The sequence below is a fragment of the Mesorhizobium sp. M1338 genome, assembly GCF_040318045.1.
Taxonomy (GTDB): domain Bacteria; phylum Pseudomonadota; class Alphaproteobacteria; order Rhizobiales; family Rhizobiaceae; genus Mesorhizobium.
In genome coordinates this window covers 63,238-77,695 of record NZ_JAMYLL010000001.1, presented here as the reverse complement: position 1 = coordinate 77,695, position 14,458 = coordinate 63,238, and the positions used below count along the sequence as shown (strand labels likewise).

Here is a 14,458-nt window from a genome sequence, read left to right as displayed (position 1 = left end):
GGACTTGGTTGCGAAGCCGGTTGCCCTATGTCAAAAGCGGCCACGCCGCTCGGAGTTGCCCCCGCTTGAAGTCTTTTCGCGACAAACGCCGCGACAACCGTCCGCATCCGTCCACGAAGGGTGCGGCGGACGTGTCACGTCCGCGTACCGGCCAGGTTCCTGCCAGACCGGAAGCGCAGCCGCGCGAGCGGCAGGAGGCGAAGCCGGACAGCCGTTCCGAGCCGAAATCCGCGCCACGCGTCCTTGCCCGCCGCGACGGCGACCTGCCCATCGAGCATCTTCCCGTGATCCTCGAAGTGGCGCCGAATGCCGATTATGCGCTGCTCGACAGCGGCGCCGGCCAGAAACTCGAACAATACGGCCCCTACCGGATCGTGCGGCCCGAAGGCCAGGCAATCTGGCAAAAGGCCTTGCCGGCAAAAGACTGGGAGCGCGCCGACGCCGTCTTTACCGGTGACACCGACGAGGAAGGCATCGGCCGCTGGCGTTTCCCTAAGGTGCCGCTCGGCGAGACCTGGCCGATGAAGCATGACGGCATCGACTATCTCGGCCGTTTCACCTCGTTTCGCCATGTCGGCGTCTTTCCCGAGCAGGCCTCCCACTGGGATCACATGGCCGTTCTGATCGCCGCGGCGAAGCGACCGGTCAAGGTGCTGAACCTGTTTGGCTATACCGGCCTCGCCTCGCTGGTCGCGGCCCGCGCCGGCGCCGAGGTCACCCATGTCGATGCCTCGAAGAAGGCGATCGGCTGGGCCCGCGAGAACCAGGAGATGGCCGGCCTTGGCAGCAAGCCGATCCGCTGGATCGTCGACGATGCGGTGAAGTTCGCCGAGCGCGAGGAGCGCCGCGGCAGCCGCTACGACATCATCCTGTTCGACCCGCCGGCCTATGGCCGTGGCCCCAAGGGCGAAGTCTGGCAATTGTTCGAGGACCTGCCTGATCTGACCGACCTTTGCCGCGCCATCCTGACGCCGAAACCGCTCGCCGTGGTGCTGACCGCCTATTCGATCCGCGCCTCCTTCTTCGCCATCCATGCCTTGATGCGCGACACCTTTGCCGGCATGGGCGGCAAGGTCGAATCGGGTGAGCTGATCATCCGCGAAAAGTCCGCCAGCCGGGCGCTTTCGACCTCGCTGTTTTCGCGTTGGGTGGCCTGAATGAACGAGCGGCACGCAGGCGCACCTGGGCAGGTGAAGGAAGTCACCAGCCTCGCCAATCCGCTGGTCAAGGACATCAAGGCGCTCGCCCAGAAGAAATTCCGCGACCAGCAGAACGCCTTCATGGCCGAGGGACTGAAGCTGGTCATCGATGCGCTCGATCTCGGCTGGCAGATCAGGACATTGGTTTTCGCCAAGGCCGGGCGTGGCAACGCGGCGGTGGAGAAGGTCGCCGCACGCACGGTTGCCGCCGGCGGCATGGTGCTCGAAGTGTCGGAAAAGGTGCTCGTCGCCATCACCCGCCGCGACAATCCGCAAATGGTGGTCGGCGTCTTTTCGCAAAAATTCCTGGCCCTGAAGGATGTCCGCGCCGACGATGGCGATGTCTGGGTGGCGCTCGACCGGGTGCGCGATCCCGGCAATCTCGGCACCGTCATCCGTACCGTCGATGCCGTCGGAGCCAAGGGCGTCATCCTGGTCGGCGACACCACAGATCCTTTTTCCGTGGAGACGGTGCGCGCCACCATGGGTTCGATCTTTGCCGTGCCGGTGGCCAAGGCAACCACCGAAGCTTTCCTCGCTTGGCGAGGTGGCTTCTCAGGCCTCGTCGCCGGCACCCACCTGAAAGGCGCCGTCGACTACCGCTCGGTCGATTTTTCCCGCGGGCCCGTGCTGCTGATGATGGGCAACGAGCAGCAGGGGCTGCCCGAAAGCCTGGCCGCGAGTTGCGACAGGCTGCTCAGGATTCCGCAAGCGGGCCGCGCCGATTCGCTCAACCTGGCCGTTGCGACCGGCATCATGCTGTTCGAGATCCGGCGCGGCGTGCTGAAGCTCGAACCAATCGTGGACCAGCAATGAAGGTTGCCCACCCGTGAGATCATGGTCTCCCTACGCGTTGCTCGTCGTCGCGGCCATAGCGCTCGACCAGTGGATAAAACACTTGGTCGAGACCGGTCTCGCCTTTCAGGAGAAGCTTGATCTGGTGCCCTTCCTGGCGCTGTTTCGCACCTACAACACCGGCATCGCCTTCTCGATGTTCTCGTCCTTCGGCGACACCGGGCTGATCGTCATTTCGCTTGCGGTCGTTGCGTTCGTGCTGTTCCTGGCGACGCGGATAGCGCCGTCCCAGATCCTTGCCCGCGCCGGCTTTGCGCTGATCGTCGGCGGCGCGCTCGGCAATCTGATCGACCGCGCCGTCTACGGCCATGTCATCGACTACATCCTCTTCCACACGCCGGTCTGGTCCTTCGCCGTCTTCAATCTTGCCGACGCCTTCATCTCTGTGGGCGCGGCATTGGTCGTCTTGGACGAACTGTTCGGCTGGCGGCGCGAGCCCAGGTCTTCAAACGCCAAGCCTTCCAAAGATTGACCCCGTGCGGCCGGCGCCGCACAGTTCATGTCGCCAAACAGATCGCGGAGAAAGAGGAGAAAGAGATGCCAGAAACCTTCAAAGCCATCCTCGTTTCGCGCGACGCCGAGAAAAAGCAGGCGGTAGCCGTGACCGATCTCACCGAAGCCGACCTGATGGAAGGCGATGTCACCATCGCGGTCGAGGCAACGACGGTGAACTACAAGGATGGCCTGGCGATCACAGGCAAGGCGCCGGTGATCCGCCGCTGGCCGCTGGTGCCGGGCATCGATTTCGCCGGCACCGTCATCTCGTCCTCCCATTCCGACTGGCGCGCCGGAGACAAGGTCATCCTGAACGGCTGGGGCGTCGGCGAAACCCATTTCGGTGCCTATGCCGGCCGCGCCCGTGTCAAGGGCGACTGGCTGGTGCCTCTGCCGCAAGGCATCAGCCCGCATGACGCGATGGCCGTCGGCACCGCCGGCTACACCGCCATGCTCTGCGTCATGGCGCTGGAGCGGCACGGCATCCTGCCCGATCGCGGCCCGGTGGTGGTGACGGGGGCGGCCGGCGGCGTCGGCTCGGTCGCGGTCTCGATCCTGTCCAGCCTCGGCTACCATGTCATTGCTTCCACCGGTCGCAACGCCGAAAGCCCCTATTTGATCAACCTTGGCGCCGCCGAAGTGATATCGCGCGACGAGCTTGCCCAGCCGGCCAAGCCGCTGGCCAAGGAGCGCTGGGCCGGTGGCGTCGACGCCGTCGGCAGCCACACGCTGGCCAATGTGCTGTCGATGACATCCTATGGCGGCGCGGTCGCCGCCTGCGGCCTGGCCGGCGGCATGGACCTGCCGGCCAGCGTCGCTCCCTTCATCCTGCGTGGTGTGTCGCTGCTCGGCATCGATTCGGTGATGGCGCCGAAGGCGGTCCGCCTCGAAGCATGGCGGCGTATCGGCACCGACCTCGATCTGAAGAAGCTCGCCAGCCTGTCCAGGACCATCGGATTCGACGGCATCATCGATGCCGCGCGCGACATCGTCGACGGCAAGATACGCGGCCGCGTCGTCGTGGACATGTGAACCCGCTCGACTGCCGGAGAAGGCGGGCGGAATTGCCGCGCACGATGGCAAATCCGTTGCGGCCACGGCAAAAGCGCCCATCCGCTAAAATTCGAACGATCCGCCGCAATTTTCCATAATCTCTGTCTGGCAAGGATTTCGCATGATCGCGGAATCGGGAAGCCAAAGGGCGGACACTGGCCACGACGTGCACGCCACGTCGGCGCGGCGCTTTGTCGCCGCGCCGCCATTGGTGCCCGAGCCCGAGCCCGCCAGGCGCGAAGGGCTTCCGTTCCTGGCCTTCGTCGCCATCATCGTGCTGGCAGGCCTGGCGCACCTGACCGGGGCACCGGTCTTCATCAGCATCGCATTGCTGGCAACCGGCCTTGCCGGCCTTGCCATGCATCTGCGCGCCATGCGGAGCGAGCACCGCACCGCGGCCCTTCTTGACGAAACCACTGCCCGCAGCCGCGCCGAGATCGAGACGCTAGCCGATCGCATGTGGGAAATGCAGGAGAGCGATGAGCGCTTTCGCGGCCTGATCGATGCGCTCGGCGACCTCGTCATTCACCGCAACCGCGACGGCTACATCGTCTATGCCAACAAGGTTTTCGCCGATCTCGTCGAAACCGATCAGCGCGACCTTGCCGGCAAGACCCTGGCGGAACTTGGCATCGAGGTCGGCATCGTTCCCGATGCCGCCTTTTCCGACCATGAATGCCTGAGTTCCACCGATGTCGCCATCAATACGCCTAGCGGCCCGCGTTGGTTCTCGTGGATCGAACTGTCGGTGCGTGACAAGGACAGCGGCGCCGTTTCGCATCGCGCCATCGCCCGCGACATCACCGCCCGCAAACGCGCCGAATCCTCGCTGATCACCGCACGCGAACGAGCCGAGTACGCCAGCCAGGCCAAATCGCGTTTCCTCGCCACCGTCAGCCATGAAATTCGCACGCCGATGAACGGCATCATGGGCATGGCCAGGCTACTGGCCGACACCAGCCTGTCGCCGGAACAGCAGACCTATGTCGGCGCCGTCTCAACCTCGGCCAGCGCATTGCTTGCCCTGATCGAGGATCTGCTCGACTACTCCAAGATCGAAGCCGGGCGCTTCGACCCGGAGCCGCAGCCGATGTCGGTGCGCGAGATCGCCGACAACATCGTCGAATTGCTGGCCGCGCGCGCCTTCGCCAAGGATATCGGGCTGGGCTGCCATGTCGAACCCGACGTGCCGCAATTGATCACCGCCGATCCGGGCAAGGTCAGGCAGGTGCTGCTCAACCTTATCGGCAACGCCATCAAGTTCACCGACAGCGGCGGCGTGCTGGTGAGCATTGCGCGAGCGCGCACCGAAACCACCGACCGCATATGCTTCACCATCGCCGATACCGGTTCGGGCCTGCATGATGAGGACCTGGACCGTATTTTCGAGGAGTTCGAGCAAGCCGACGGCACGTCGACGCGTACGCATGGCGGGGCCGGCCTCGGCCTTGCCATCTCCAAACGCCTGGTGGCCGCCATGGGCGGCACGATCTCGGTATCCAGCCGGCTCGGCCAGGGATCCGAGTTCGTCTTCGAGATCCCGGCGATAGCGGCCACAGAAGCGCCGCAGGGCCGGCAGAACGCACTCTCTGGCAGACGCGCGGTGATCCTGTCGAAAAACGCCGTCGAGGCCGACGCCATCGCCCGCACCATCCGCGCCAATGGCGGCACGGTCGACATCGCCACCACCGCCGCGCAGGCCGCGCCCTTCGCCGCTGGCTGTGATGCGCTTCTGATCGATGCGGCCATGGAAGAAAGCGACGGCAGGTTGCTCAAGCGCCTGCGCCAGAGCGGTTTTTCCGACTGCGAGGCCATCACGCTGATCGCGCCGACCGATCGCGGCATGCTTGGCGAGTTCCGCGCCGGCGGCTACGCAACCTTCCTGGCCAGGCCGGTACGTGGCGGAACGCTTCTGCGTGTGCTGTTGAGCAGCCATGCTCCCAGCCTCGTCCAGCCGCAGCCGGAAAAGCGTGGCGCGCCGGCGCTTCGCGCCGTCGGCAACCGCCAGCGCGGCCTGTCGGTGCTGATCGCCGAGGACAATGACATCAATGCCATGCTGGCCCGCGCCACGCTGCTGAAGGCCGGGCATCGCGTCAAGGTGGTCGGCAACGGCAAGGCCGCCGTCGAGGCTGTCACCGGCGCCGGGCACAACCACCGCTTCGACGTGATTTTGATGGATTTGCACATGCCGGTCATGGACGGACTGGACGCGATTGCCGCCATCCGCCGCCATGAGGAAGAAACCGCCGTGCCGCCGGTGCCGATCATGGTGCTGTCGGCCGACAGCCAGGAAAAGACCCGCCATGCGGTGTTGGCTCATGGCGCCAGCGGCTTTGTCACCAAGCCGCTCGACCCCGAGGCGCTGGTCAATGCCGTCGAGGGACAGGTCGTCGCGGCCTGAGTTTTCCACCCGCCCATTTCAGGCCGCGCGCTCACGTAAAGGAGCCGGTTGATCCTATTCGCCAGCCGACGAAGTATTGCCCACGACGTCGTATCACGGTACTGTCACAATCCTGTTGCACCTACACCGTATCCCCGTGCCAAGAGGGATGGCTCGAAGGAGAATCACTCGTGCATACAGTTATGCCGGAATGTGACACTCGGCCGAACGCCAGCAGCGCCTTGCTTGCCGGATGTAAAGTCGATTCCGTCATAAAGGGCGCGGCACTGGGCCGTATAGGCAATCTTGAAGTGCGGCTCGCTCGCAACGAGGCCGAGATCGCGGCCGCGCAGGAAGTGCGCTACCGGGTGTTCTACGACGAACTTGGCGCCAGGAAGGATCTGTTCCAGGCCCACGACCGCCGTGATGCCGACCGCTTCGACCCGCTCTGCGACCATCTGCTGGTTTTGGACACGACGCTTTCCGGCCCCGAACATCGCCGCATCGTCGGCACCTATCGGTTGCTGCGGCAAGAAATCGCGGCCACGGCCGGAGGGTTCTATTCCGAAGGTGAATTCGAGCTGACCAAGCTCATCGCCCGTCACCCCGGCCAGCGCTTTCTCGAACTGGGCCGCTCCTGCGTTTTGCCGGAATACCGCTCGAAGCGCACCATCGAGGCGCTGTGGCAAGGCATCTGGGCTTACATCAACCACTACGAAATCGGTGTGATGACCGGTTGCGCTTCCTTCCACGGCACGGTGCCGGCGGCGCATGCCGAGGCACTCACCTACCTCGCCCACCACTGCCGGACGAATTCGGCCTGGGATGTGCGCGCGGTGTCCGGGCGTTACTGCTCGATGGACCTGATGCCGATCGAGGCGGTCAACACCAAGGCGGCGATCGCGGCGATGCCGCCCTTGGTCAAGGGTTATCTGCGCGTTGGCGCGCGCATCGGCGATGGCTGCGTCATCGACCGCGAATTCTCGACGGTCGACGTCTTCGTCGTCATGCCGGTCAAGGAAATCGGCGCCCGCTACGTCAATTATTATGGCGGGGAAGCTCAACGCTTCGCTGCGTAAAGTGGTGAATGGTGAATGGTGAATGGTGAATGGTGGGAGTTACACCCCGTTCTAATTGCCATTCACTATTCACCATTCACCATTCACTTCTCTCACGGAATATCTTCCGGCCGCCGGCCGGGTCGGCTTTTGTAGGACGGAAACGACCAGCCGAATTTGAGTGCGCCGCCACGCACAAGGAACGCCGCCGCAAAACCGGCGAGGTCCGAGGCGAGCGGCGGCAGTCCGGCAAGATCGCCAAGTGTATAGAGGCCGGCACCCGCAAGGGCTGCCGTGACGTAGATTTCGGGCCTGAGCAGAACCGATGGCTCGCCGGCCAGGAGATCGCGCAGAATGCCGCCGAAAGTGGCGGTGAGCACGCCGGTGATGACGGAGACGACAGGCGAACCGGTAATCGCCAGTCCCTTGGCGGCGCCCATCACCGAAAAGGCGGCGAGCCCGATGGCGTCAAGCCAGAGCAGCCATTTCCAGCGCGATTCGACACGATGCGCGCTGAAGAAGACCAGCACCGCAACCACGGCGCAGATCAGCACATAGCTGGAGTTGGCGACCCAGAAAACTGGCAGGTTGAGGATGACGTCGCGAAGCGTGCCGCCGCCTATTCCGGTGACGCTGGCCAGGAACAGGAAACCGATAATGTCGAGTTGCTTGCGCGAAGCCGCAAGCGCCCCGGTCGCGGCGAAGACGGCGACACCGGCATAGTCGAGAAGCGCGATGAGGTTCATGGGCGTGAGGCAGTAGGAATTAGGAATTAGGCAGTATGAATAGCACGAAGCCGCTCGATTGATACGACTGCCCCAGTTTCCCTATTGCCTACTGCCTACTGCCTATTCCCTATTCCCTACCTCACGCATCCTTCTCGGCCTGTTCGTTCACCGGCCCCGGCTCGACCGGCGCTTCAGCGGCGGCTAGCTTCGGGCCGCCCTTGGCGACGCCGACCATGGCCGGTCGCAGCACCCGATCGCCGATCGAATAGCCCGGCTGCACGACCTGGACCACCGTGTTGGCCGGAACATCTGGATTGGGCACTTCGAACATCGCCTGATGGAAATTGGGATCGAACTTCTCGCCTTCAGGCGCGAGCTTCTTGACCCCGTGCCGTTCCAGCGCCGACAGCATGGCGCGCTCGGTCAAGTCGACGCCTTCGATCAACGCCTTGAAGCCGGCGTCACCCGACGCCTTGGCCTCGGCCGGAATCGCATCCAGCGCACGGCGCAGATTGTCCGACACCGACAGCATGTCGCGAGCGAAATTCGCGACCGCGTAGGTACGCGCGTCGTGCATGTCGCGCGCCGTGCGGCGACGCAGGTTCTCCATTTCGGCCGCCACGCGCAGCGCGCGGTCCTTCAATTCTTCATTTTCCTTCAGCAGCCGCACAAGGGCTTCATAGTCGCCGTTGACGCTGCCTTCCGTGCGCTCGGCATTGGCCTCGGTCGCCTCGACTTCATCGGGCGCGCGTTCGTCTTTTGCCTGGTCGCTCATCGCCGTTTCCCGTCAATCTCGAATGATGTGGATTTTGAGCCCGATATCGAGGTTTGGCGGCCAAAAATCAAGGGGTAAGCGATTGTGAAGGCTGTCGACCAACGCCGGACAACGACGGCAGGCATTTCGATTTTAATTCAAATTTTACCCTAACCGGCGGCTTTGCTTGCCACAAAGGCGTGATGCGGGAACCATTCCCTTGCTGGAGAAGTTTCGAAGCCGACACAGGATTTTGAGATGATGACCCGCAAAAGGACCGAAAAGGCAGAACGGCTGGCCACCGAGGTCAGACGCCAGCTCGGCGCGGAGGCGGTCACCCGCTTTATGCGCACCTTACCCGCCTTCCGCACGGAAGCCGACATTCCTGACCGATTCAGAAAACTGCTCGACCGCCTCGACGGAGCGGAGAAGAGTGACGTCGGCTGGCGCCGGCGGTAGAGAACGACCAATCTTGGCGGCAACCCTCGGGTTCCCGAATGATCTTGAAAGCCCGCCGCTCCGGGGGAAAACCATCAAACGGGTGAAGTGCGGTTGGCTCGACCCACAGGCCACGCGACAATTACGCGCAGTAATTTTGCGTGATCTTTGCTTGCGGTGGCGGGACACCCCGCCTATGCTTCGTGATGAACATGATTTCCCCTGAGGCGGTCGCCAACAGCAAGCGCGCCTGGCTGAAAATTCTGGCGCGCTACAAGAAGCCTGACAGGCGGCGCAGCGCCGTCGAACTCGCCATCACACTCATTCCGTTTGCCGTGCTCTGGGGACTGTCCTCGGCGTCCTATGCCTATGGCCATTGGTGGGGACTGATCCTGATCCTTCCCGCGGCCGGGTTTCTGGTGCGCATCTTCATGATCCAGCACGATTGCGGTCACGGCTCCTTCTTTGCCAATCGCTATGCGGACGACTGGATCGGCCGCGGGCTCGGCATCCTGACGCTGACACCCTACGACTGCTGGCGGCGCGCTCACGCGACGCATCATGCCAGCGCCGGCAATCTTGACGAACGCGGCATGGGCGACATCAGGACGCTGACCGTTGCCGAATACCGGCGGATGTCATGGCGAGGCCGCCTTGCCTATCGTCTCTATCGCCACCCGCTGGTGATGTTCGGGCTCGGGCCGATCTGGCTGTTTATCTTCGAGCAAAGGCTGCCCGTCGGCATGATGCGGGGCGGCCTGACGCCCTGGGTGTCGTCGATGACCACCAATCTTGGCATCGCGATTGCGGCAGCCATCCTCATCTGGTTCGTCGGCCCTGGCGCGTTCCTGGTGGTCCATCTGCCGATCGTCATCCTCGCCGGTTCGGCGGGCATCTGGCTGTTCTACGTCCAGCATCAGTTCGAGGAAACGGAATGGGCGAAGGACGCCGACTGGGAATTCCAGCACGCCGCCCTGCATGGCTCCTCCTACTACGACCTGCCGCCGGTACTGAACTGGCTCACCGGCAATATCGGCGTCCATCACGTCCACCACCTCTCGGCCAGGGTTCCGTGCTACCGGCTGCAGGAAGTTCTGCGGGACTATCCGGAACTGCGCACCATCGGTCGCGTCACGCTGCTCGAAAGCCTGCGATGCGTCAAACTGGCGCTGTGGGACGAGAATCGCCGGAAACTGGTGTCTTTCCGCGAGGCGTGGGCGGCCGCCTAAGCAATTCCAGGAAAAGTGTGAAACGGTTTTCCCAGGAAAGCGCGCAGCGCTTTCCCTAATGCATGTCGCCAAAAAGTGACCTCGATTTTGGGAGAACGACATGCATAAAAACAAAGACCTAAAGCGCGTCGCCTGAATCCGTTCAAACGCGACGCGCTTTAGAGAATTGCGTCAAAACAGGAAAATAGAAAGGCCGTCGCGCTACAGGCTCGGCGGCCTTAAAAAATCCCGGATCAGGCCGCCTGGCGCTCGTCGCGCATCAGGATCTCGCCATGGCGGATCTCCGTGCCCAGCACCTTCAAGCATTCGCGGATGAAATTGGACAGGCCCGGCCAGCCCTTGGCCGAAACGAGATTGCCGTCGACATGGGCGCCGGTCGGCGCGACATCGATATAGATACCGCCAGCGAGCGTCACCTCAGGCTCGCAATAATGCAGCGCGGCGACTTCCCGGCCCCGCACCACCCCGTCGACAGCGATCAGGATCTGCACGCCATGGCAGATGGTGAAGATCGGCTTCCCGGCCTCGTGGAAATGCCGCACCAGGGCCTGCACGCGCTTGTCGATGCGGATGTATTCCGGGCCACGCCCGCCCGCCGCATAGACGGCATCGTATCCGGCTGGGTCCACCTCGGAGAACGTCTTGTTGAGGATATAATCGTGGCCGGGCTTCTCGGTATAGGTCTGGTGACCTTCGAAGTCGTGTAGCGATGTTTTCAATATATCGCCCGCCTTCTTGTCTGGACAGACGACATGGACCGTGTGTCCAACCGCATGCATGGCCTGCTCAAAGACGAAAATCTCATATTCCTCGCTGAACTCGCCAACGAGCATCAGTATCTTCTTGCCAGCCATTCCCGGTTCCTCCCTTGTGGCTATATTTATTTCGGGTCACGAAATAATGGACCTATCCTAAGAGCAGGATGGCAAAAGGGAAAGCGTAAATCGCACAATTGGTAAGACCAGTCGATGTGGATCGTGATCAGCATCGCCGCAGTACCGTTCGCAGGAAGCGAAAACGGCACTATTGGTTCGACCAGAATTTCTATCCGTACGGATAGTCCCGGAGAAGGCCCGATCAGAGCCGATGTAAAGATGTCGGAAATTACCGCCGCGTCAGCTGTCGCGAACGCGCCGCCAGGAATATTTCGGCCCCTTGGGCTCCGATACGGCGGCCGGCTGGGAATAGAGCCCCAACCCGCCGGTACGTCCCTCCTCCAGCCGCTTCAACAGCACGGGGTTAGAAATCTCGAACTCGTCGAAGCCAAGCCGCAGCATATGCGGCAACTGGTCGACCAGAACCTGCCCGGTGGCGCGCACCGTACCTTCGAAATCGTAGCGGCTGCGCAGCAACTCACCCTTGGAGAAGGAGCGGCCATCGCTGAAGGCCGGGAAGGCCAGCGCCACCAGCGAGAGCTGGTCGAGCAGGTCGGCGATCTTCTCGAGTTGATCGCCCGGCTGCAGCACGACGCCGAGGCGTTCCTTCGCCGAGCGGCGCACCTCCGGATCGAGATCGAGGAACGCCTGCAACGGCAGGATGAAGCGGCCGTTTCCGGAAAGCGCCTCGGCGCTTTCGGCATGGGCCCACTCATCCTCGCGAAAACCCTCAGGGGTCCAGAGCCGGATCTCCGGTGTCGTCGGTTCGGTCATTAAAAATTCCTAAAAACTCAAAGAAGCCGAGGGTGCGTTGAGATTCAATCAGGCCGCGCCGAAAATGGTGGCTTCCGAGAACCGGATCGGAGCGTCCTTGAAATACGTGACCACCGAAAGCGCAGGAAACCGCCGTTTGCAGGCCGGCCTTACCTGAATATCAACATACCCTAAAGTGATGCGTCGGTCAGCGACTTCTCCAGTCCCGACAGGTGAATGCCGCACTCGGTCTTGGCGTGGCCGGCCCAGCGGCCGCTGCGCGCGTCCTCGCCCGGCTGCACCGGCTGCGTGCACGGGAAGCAGCCGATCGACAGATAGCCATAGGCGACCAGCGGATTTTCGCGCAGCGCATGCGCGCGCATATAGTCCGCCTGATCCGATGTCGTCCAGTGCGCCAGCGGGTTGATACGGATGCGCGGGCCCACCGCTTCGAACACTGGAAGTGCTGCCCGTGTCGAGGCCTGGAAGCGCTTGCGGCCGGTGAACCAGGCGCGGAAAGGTGCAACGCCACGCGCCAGCGGCTCGACCTTGCGCACGTCGCAGCAGGCGTCGGTATTGCTCTGATGCAGATTGCCCGTCGGATCGATCCGTTCGAGCGCCGCCTCCTCGGGCTTGATCACCCTTATATTGGTCAGCCCGAAATCGGCGGCAAGCGCGTCGCGATAGCCGAGCGTCTCCTCGAAATGCTTGCCGGTGTCGAGGAAGATGACCGGCAGCGTTCGGTCGATCTTGGAGATCATATGCAGCAGCACGGCCGAATCCGCGCCGAACGACGACACTGCGGATATCTCGTCGAGGAACAGTTCGCGGGCCGAGCGTTCGATGATCTCGAGCGGGTTCAGATGACCGTAAAGCGCATCGAGCCCCGCCGCCTTGGCGGCGATGCCGTCATCGACGTCGGCAATACGATCAAGCGGCCTTGGCTTCGCCAGCATAGAGCGCCTCCTTGAACGGCGCGGGACCGACTCGGCGGTAGGCGTCGATGAATTTCTCTTGTGGGTCGAGCCGAAGGCCGAGATAGGTCTCGACGATCTGCTCTATGGCATCGGTGATCTCTTCCGACGAGAAGCCGCGGCCGATGATCTCGCCGACAGAAGTGTTCTCGTCGGCCGAGCCGCCCAGCGTCACCTGATAGAGTTCGGAGCCCTTCTTCTCGACGCCGAGGATGCCGATGTGGCCGACATGGTGATGGCCGCAGGCATTGATGCAGCCGGAGATCTTCAGCTTCAGTTCGCCGATCTCGCGCTGACGCTCCAGCGAGGCGAAGCGGCGCGAGATTTCCTGCGCGATCGGGATCGAGCGCGCCGTGGCCAGCGCGCAATAGTCGAGGCCAGGGCAAGCGATGATGTCCGATATCAGGTTGGAATTGGCCGTCGCCAGGCCGATGCCGACCAGCGCGTCATAGACCGCCTTGAGATCGGCGCGCGCCACATGCGGCAGGATCAGGTTCTGCTCATGGCTGACACGAAGCTCGTCGAAAGCATATGTCTCGGCGATGTCGGCGACCGCTTCCATCTGGCTGTCCGAAGCGTCGCCGGGCACCTCGCCAATGCCCTTGAGCGAGATCGTCACCGCCGCGTAGTCCGGGTGGCGATGCGTCACGACATTCTGGTCGAGCCACTCCGAGAACCCCTTGGAATCCAGGCGCGCCAGCTTGACCGCCTGGTCGCCTTCTGGCCGCTCGGCAAGCTCCGGCGGTGCGAAATAGGCCTCGATGGCGCGGATATCGGCTTCCGGCAGCTTCAGCTCGGCATCCTTCAACTCCTGCCATTCGGCCTCGACCTGGCGGGTGATTTCCTCGACGCCGGTCTCGTGGACGAGGATCTTGATGCGGGCCTTGTACTTGTTGTCGCGGCGGCCATAGAGGTTGTAAACGCGCAGGATCGCCGTGCAGTAGGACAGAAGGTCGGCTTCCGGCAGGAAGTCGCGGATCTTGCGGGCCACCATCGGCGTGCGGCCCTGACCGCCGCCGATATAGACGGCAAAGCCGAGTTCGCCGGCGGCGTTCTTCTTCAGGTGCAGGCCGATATCGTGGGTCTGGATAGCAGCGCGGTCGCGCTCGGCACCCGTCACCGCGATCTTGAATTTGCGCGGCAGGAAGGAGAATTCCGGATGCACCGACGACCACTGGCGCAGGATTTCTGCATAGGGTCGCGGATCGGCGACCTCATCGGCGGCGGCACCGGCGAAATGATCGGCGGTGACGTTGCGGATGCAATTGCCGCTGGTCTGGATCGCATGCATCTCTACGCTTGCCAGATCGGCCAGGATCGCCGGAATATCCGACAGCGCCGGCCAGTTGAACTGAATGTTCTGGCGCGTGGTGAAATGGCCGTAGCCCTTGTCGTATTTGCGGGCGATGTGACCCAGCATGCGCAACTGCTTGCCGTTCAGCGTGCCATAGGGCACTGCGATGCGCAGCATGTAGGCGTGCAGCTGAAGATAGACGCCGTTCATCAGCCTGAGCGGCCGGAACTGGTCCTCGGTGATCTCGCCGGCAAGGCGACGCTGGACCTGGTCGCTGAACTCGGCGACACGGGCCTGGACAAAATCGTGGTCGAACTCATCGTAACGGTACATGCTTCGTCTTTCAGGGCGCGTCCGCCCATGCCTGGTGTCT

The 14,458-nt window shown here is 63.0% G+C and carries 14 protein-coding genes; 8 read left to right on the top strand and 6 right to left on the bottom strand.

The window, feature by feature from the left end; translation table 11 throughout:
- The first annotated feature begins 65 nt into the window (after positions 1-65).
- From NKH19_RS00350 to olsB, 6 genes are all read left to right on the top strand, one after another.
- A complete protein-coding gene (locus NKH19_RS00350) occupies positions 66-1,157 on the top strand; it encodes an RsmD family RNA methyltransferase (RefSeq protein ID WP_352869928.1) in 1,092 nt (363 codons plus the stop codon).
- Positions 1,158-2,015: a TrmH family RNA methyltransferase gene (locus NKH19_RS00345; protein WP_352869930.1), complete on the top strand. Its 858-nt coding sequence runs from the start codon at positions 1,158-1,160 to the stop codon at positions 2,013-2,015.
- Positions 2,016-2,028: 13 nt separating this feature from the next.
- Complete coding sequence (lspA, locus tag NKH19_RS00340) at positions 2,029-2,526, top strand: signal peptidase II (RefSeq protein ID WP_352869932.1); 498 nt, start codon at positions 2,029-2,031, stop codon at positions 2,524-2,526.
- Positions 2,527-2,591: 65 nt separating this feature from the next.
- The gene (gene acuI, locus NKH19_RS00335) at positions 2,592-3,581 is read left to right on the top strand and encodes an acrylyl-CoA reductase (NADPH) (RefSeq protein ID WP_352869934.1); all 990 of its coding nucleotides are present in this window, start codon (positions 2,592-2,594) and stop codon (positions 3,579-3,581) included.
- Between the two features lie 142 nt (positions 3,582-3,723).
- A complete protein-coding gene (locus NKH19_RS00330) occupies positions 3,724-6,003 on the top strand; it encodes a response regulator (protein ID WP_352981548.1) in 2,280 nt (759 codons plus the stop codon).
- 182 nt (positions 6,004-6,185) lie between these two features.
- Positions 6,186-7,061 (top strand): l-ornithine N(alpha)-acyltransferase, encoded by an 876-nt coding sequence (olsB, locus tag NKH19_RS00325; protein WP_352870044.1) that lies wholly within the window; start codon positions 6,186-6,188, stop codon positions 7,059-7,061.
- 92 nt (positions 7,062-7,153) lie between these two features.
- On the opposite strand, the gene NKH19_RS00320 is transcribed toward olsB, so the two are convergent.
- Together NKH19_RS00320 and grpE are read right to left on the bottom strand one after the other, a co-directional pair.
- Positions 7,154-7,786 (bottom strand): trimeric intracellular cation channel family protein, encoded by a 633-nt coding sequence (locus tag NKH19_RS00320; RefSeq protein ID WP_352869938.1) that lies wholly within the window; start codon positions 7,784-7,786, stop codon positions 7,154-7,156.
- A gap of 121 nt (positions 7,787-7,907) precedes the next feature.
- Positions 7,908-8,543: a nucleotide exchange factor GrpE gene (grpE, locus tag NKH19_RS00315; protein WP_352869940.1), complete on the bottom strand. Its 636-nt coding sequence runs from the start codon at positions 8,541-8,543 to the stop codon at positions 7,908-7,910.
- Between the two features lie 237 nt (positions 8,544-8,780).
- Between grpE and NKH19_RS00310 the strand changes: the two genes are divergently transcribed.
- Both NKH19_RS00310 and NKH19_RS00305 read left to right on the top strand, forming a co-directional pair.
- The gene (locus NKH19_RS00310; protein ID WP_352869942.1) at positions 8,781-8,981 is read left to right on the top strand and encodes a hypothetical protein; all 201 of its coding nucleotides are present in this window, start codon (positions 8,781-8,783) and stop codon (positions 8,979-8,981) included.
- Positions 8,982-9,166: 185 nt separating this feature from the next.
- A complete protein-coding gene (locus NKH19_RS00305) occupies positions 9,167-10,189 on the top strand; it encodes a fatty acid desaturase (protein WP_352869944.1) in 1,023 nt (340 codons plus the stop codon).
- Between the two features lie 233 nt (positions 10,190-10,422).
- Here the strand turns inward: NKH19_RS00305 and NKH19_RS00300 are convergent, their stop codons facing one another.
- The 4 genes from NKH19_RS00300 to NKH19_RS00285 all read right to left on the bottom strand — a co-directional run bounded on the left by NKH19_RS00300 (position 10,423) and on the right by NKH19_RS00285 (position 14,418).
- Entirely contained in the window at positions 10,423-11,043 is a 621-nt protein-coding gene (locus NKH19_RS00300) for a DJ-1/PfpI family protein (RefSeq protein WP_352869945.1), read from the bottom strand.
- Between the two features lie 261 nt (positions 11,044-11,304).
- On the bottom strand, positions 11,305-11,838 hold the full coding sequence (locus tag NKH19_RS00295; protein WP_352869947.1) for a DUF934 domain-containing protein: 534 nt from the start codon (positions 11,836-11,838) through the stop codon (positions 11,305-11,307).
- 170 nt (positions 11,839-12,008) lie between these two features.
- Positions 12,009-12,773 (bottom strand): phosphoadenylyl-sulfate reductase, encoded by a 765-nt coding sequence (locus NKH19_RS00290; RefSeq protein ID WP_352869948.1) that lies wholly within the window; start codon positions 12,771-12,773, stop codon positions 12,009-12,011.
- Positions 12,748-14,418, bottom strand: a complete 1,671-nt coding sequence (locus NKH19_RS00285; protein WP_352869950.1) for a nitrite/sulfite reductase — start codon at positions 14,416-14,418, stop codon at positions 12,748-12,750. The genes NKH19_RS00290 and NKH19_RS00285 overlap by 26 nt, the downstream gene beginning before the upstream one ends.
- Between the last annotated feature and the right edge of the window lie 40 nt (positions 14,419-14,458).

What these genes read in the sequence shown, in the direction of transcription:
- NKH19_RS00345 (WP_352869930.1), top strand. Translation starts at nt 1,158, where the DNA reads ATGAACGAGCGGCACGCAGGCGCACCTGGGCAGGTGAAGGAAGTCACC.
- acuI (WP_352869934.1), top strand. Translation starts at nt 2,592, where the DNA reads ATGCCAGAAACCTTCAAAGCCATCCTCGTTTCGCGCGACGCCGAGAAA.
- NKH19_RS00330 (WP_352981548.1), top strand. Translation starts at nt 3,724, where the DNA reads ATGATCGCGGAATCGGGAAGCCAAAGGGCGGACACTGGCCACGACGTG.
- olsB (WP_352870044.1), top strand. Translation starts at nt 6,186, where the DNA reads ATGCCGGAATGTGACACTCGGCCGAACGCCAGCAGCGCCTTGCTTGCC.
- NKH19_RS00320 (WP_352869938.1), bottom strand. Translation starts at nt 7,786, where the DNA reads ATGAACCTCATCGCGCTTCTCGACTATGCCGGTGTCGCCGTCTTCGCC.
- grpE (WP_352869940.1), bottom strand. Translation starts at nt 8,543, where the DNA reads ATGAGCGACCAGGCAAAAGACGAACGCGCGCCCGATGAAGTCGAGGCG.
- NKH19_RS00310 (WP_352869942.1), top strand. Translation starts at nt 8,781, where the DNA reads ATGATGACCCGCAAAAGGACCGAAAAGGCAGAACGGCTGGCCACCGAG.
- NKH19_RS00305 (WP_352869944.1), top strand. Translation starts at nt 9,167, where the DNA reads ATGAACATGATTTCCCCTGAGGCGGTCGCCAACAGCAAGCGCGCCTGG.
- NKH19_RS00300 (WP_352869945.1), bottom strand. Translation starts at nt 11,043, where the DNA reads ATGGCTGGCAAGAAGATACTGATGCTCGTTGGCGAGTTCAGCGAGGAA.
- NKH19_RS00295 (WP_352869947.1), bottom strand. Translation starts at nt 11,838, where the DNA reads ATGACCGAACCGACGACACCGGAGATCCGGCTCTGGACCCCTGAGGGT.
- NKH19_RS00290 (WP_352869948.1), bottom strand. Translation starts at nt 12,773, where the DNA reads ATGCTGGCGAAGCCAAGGCCGCTTGATCGTATTGCCGACGTCGATGAC.
- NKH19_RS00285 (WP_352869950.1), bottom strand. Translation starts at nt 14,418, where the DNA reads ATGTACCGTTACGATGAGTTCGACCACGATTTTGTCCAGGCCCGTGTC.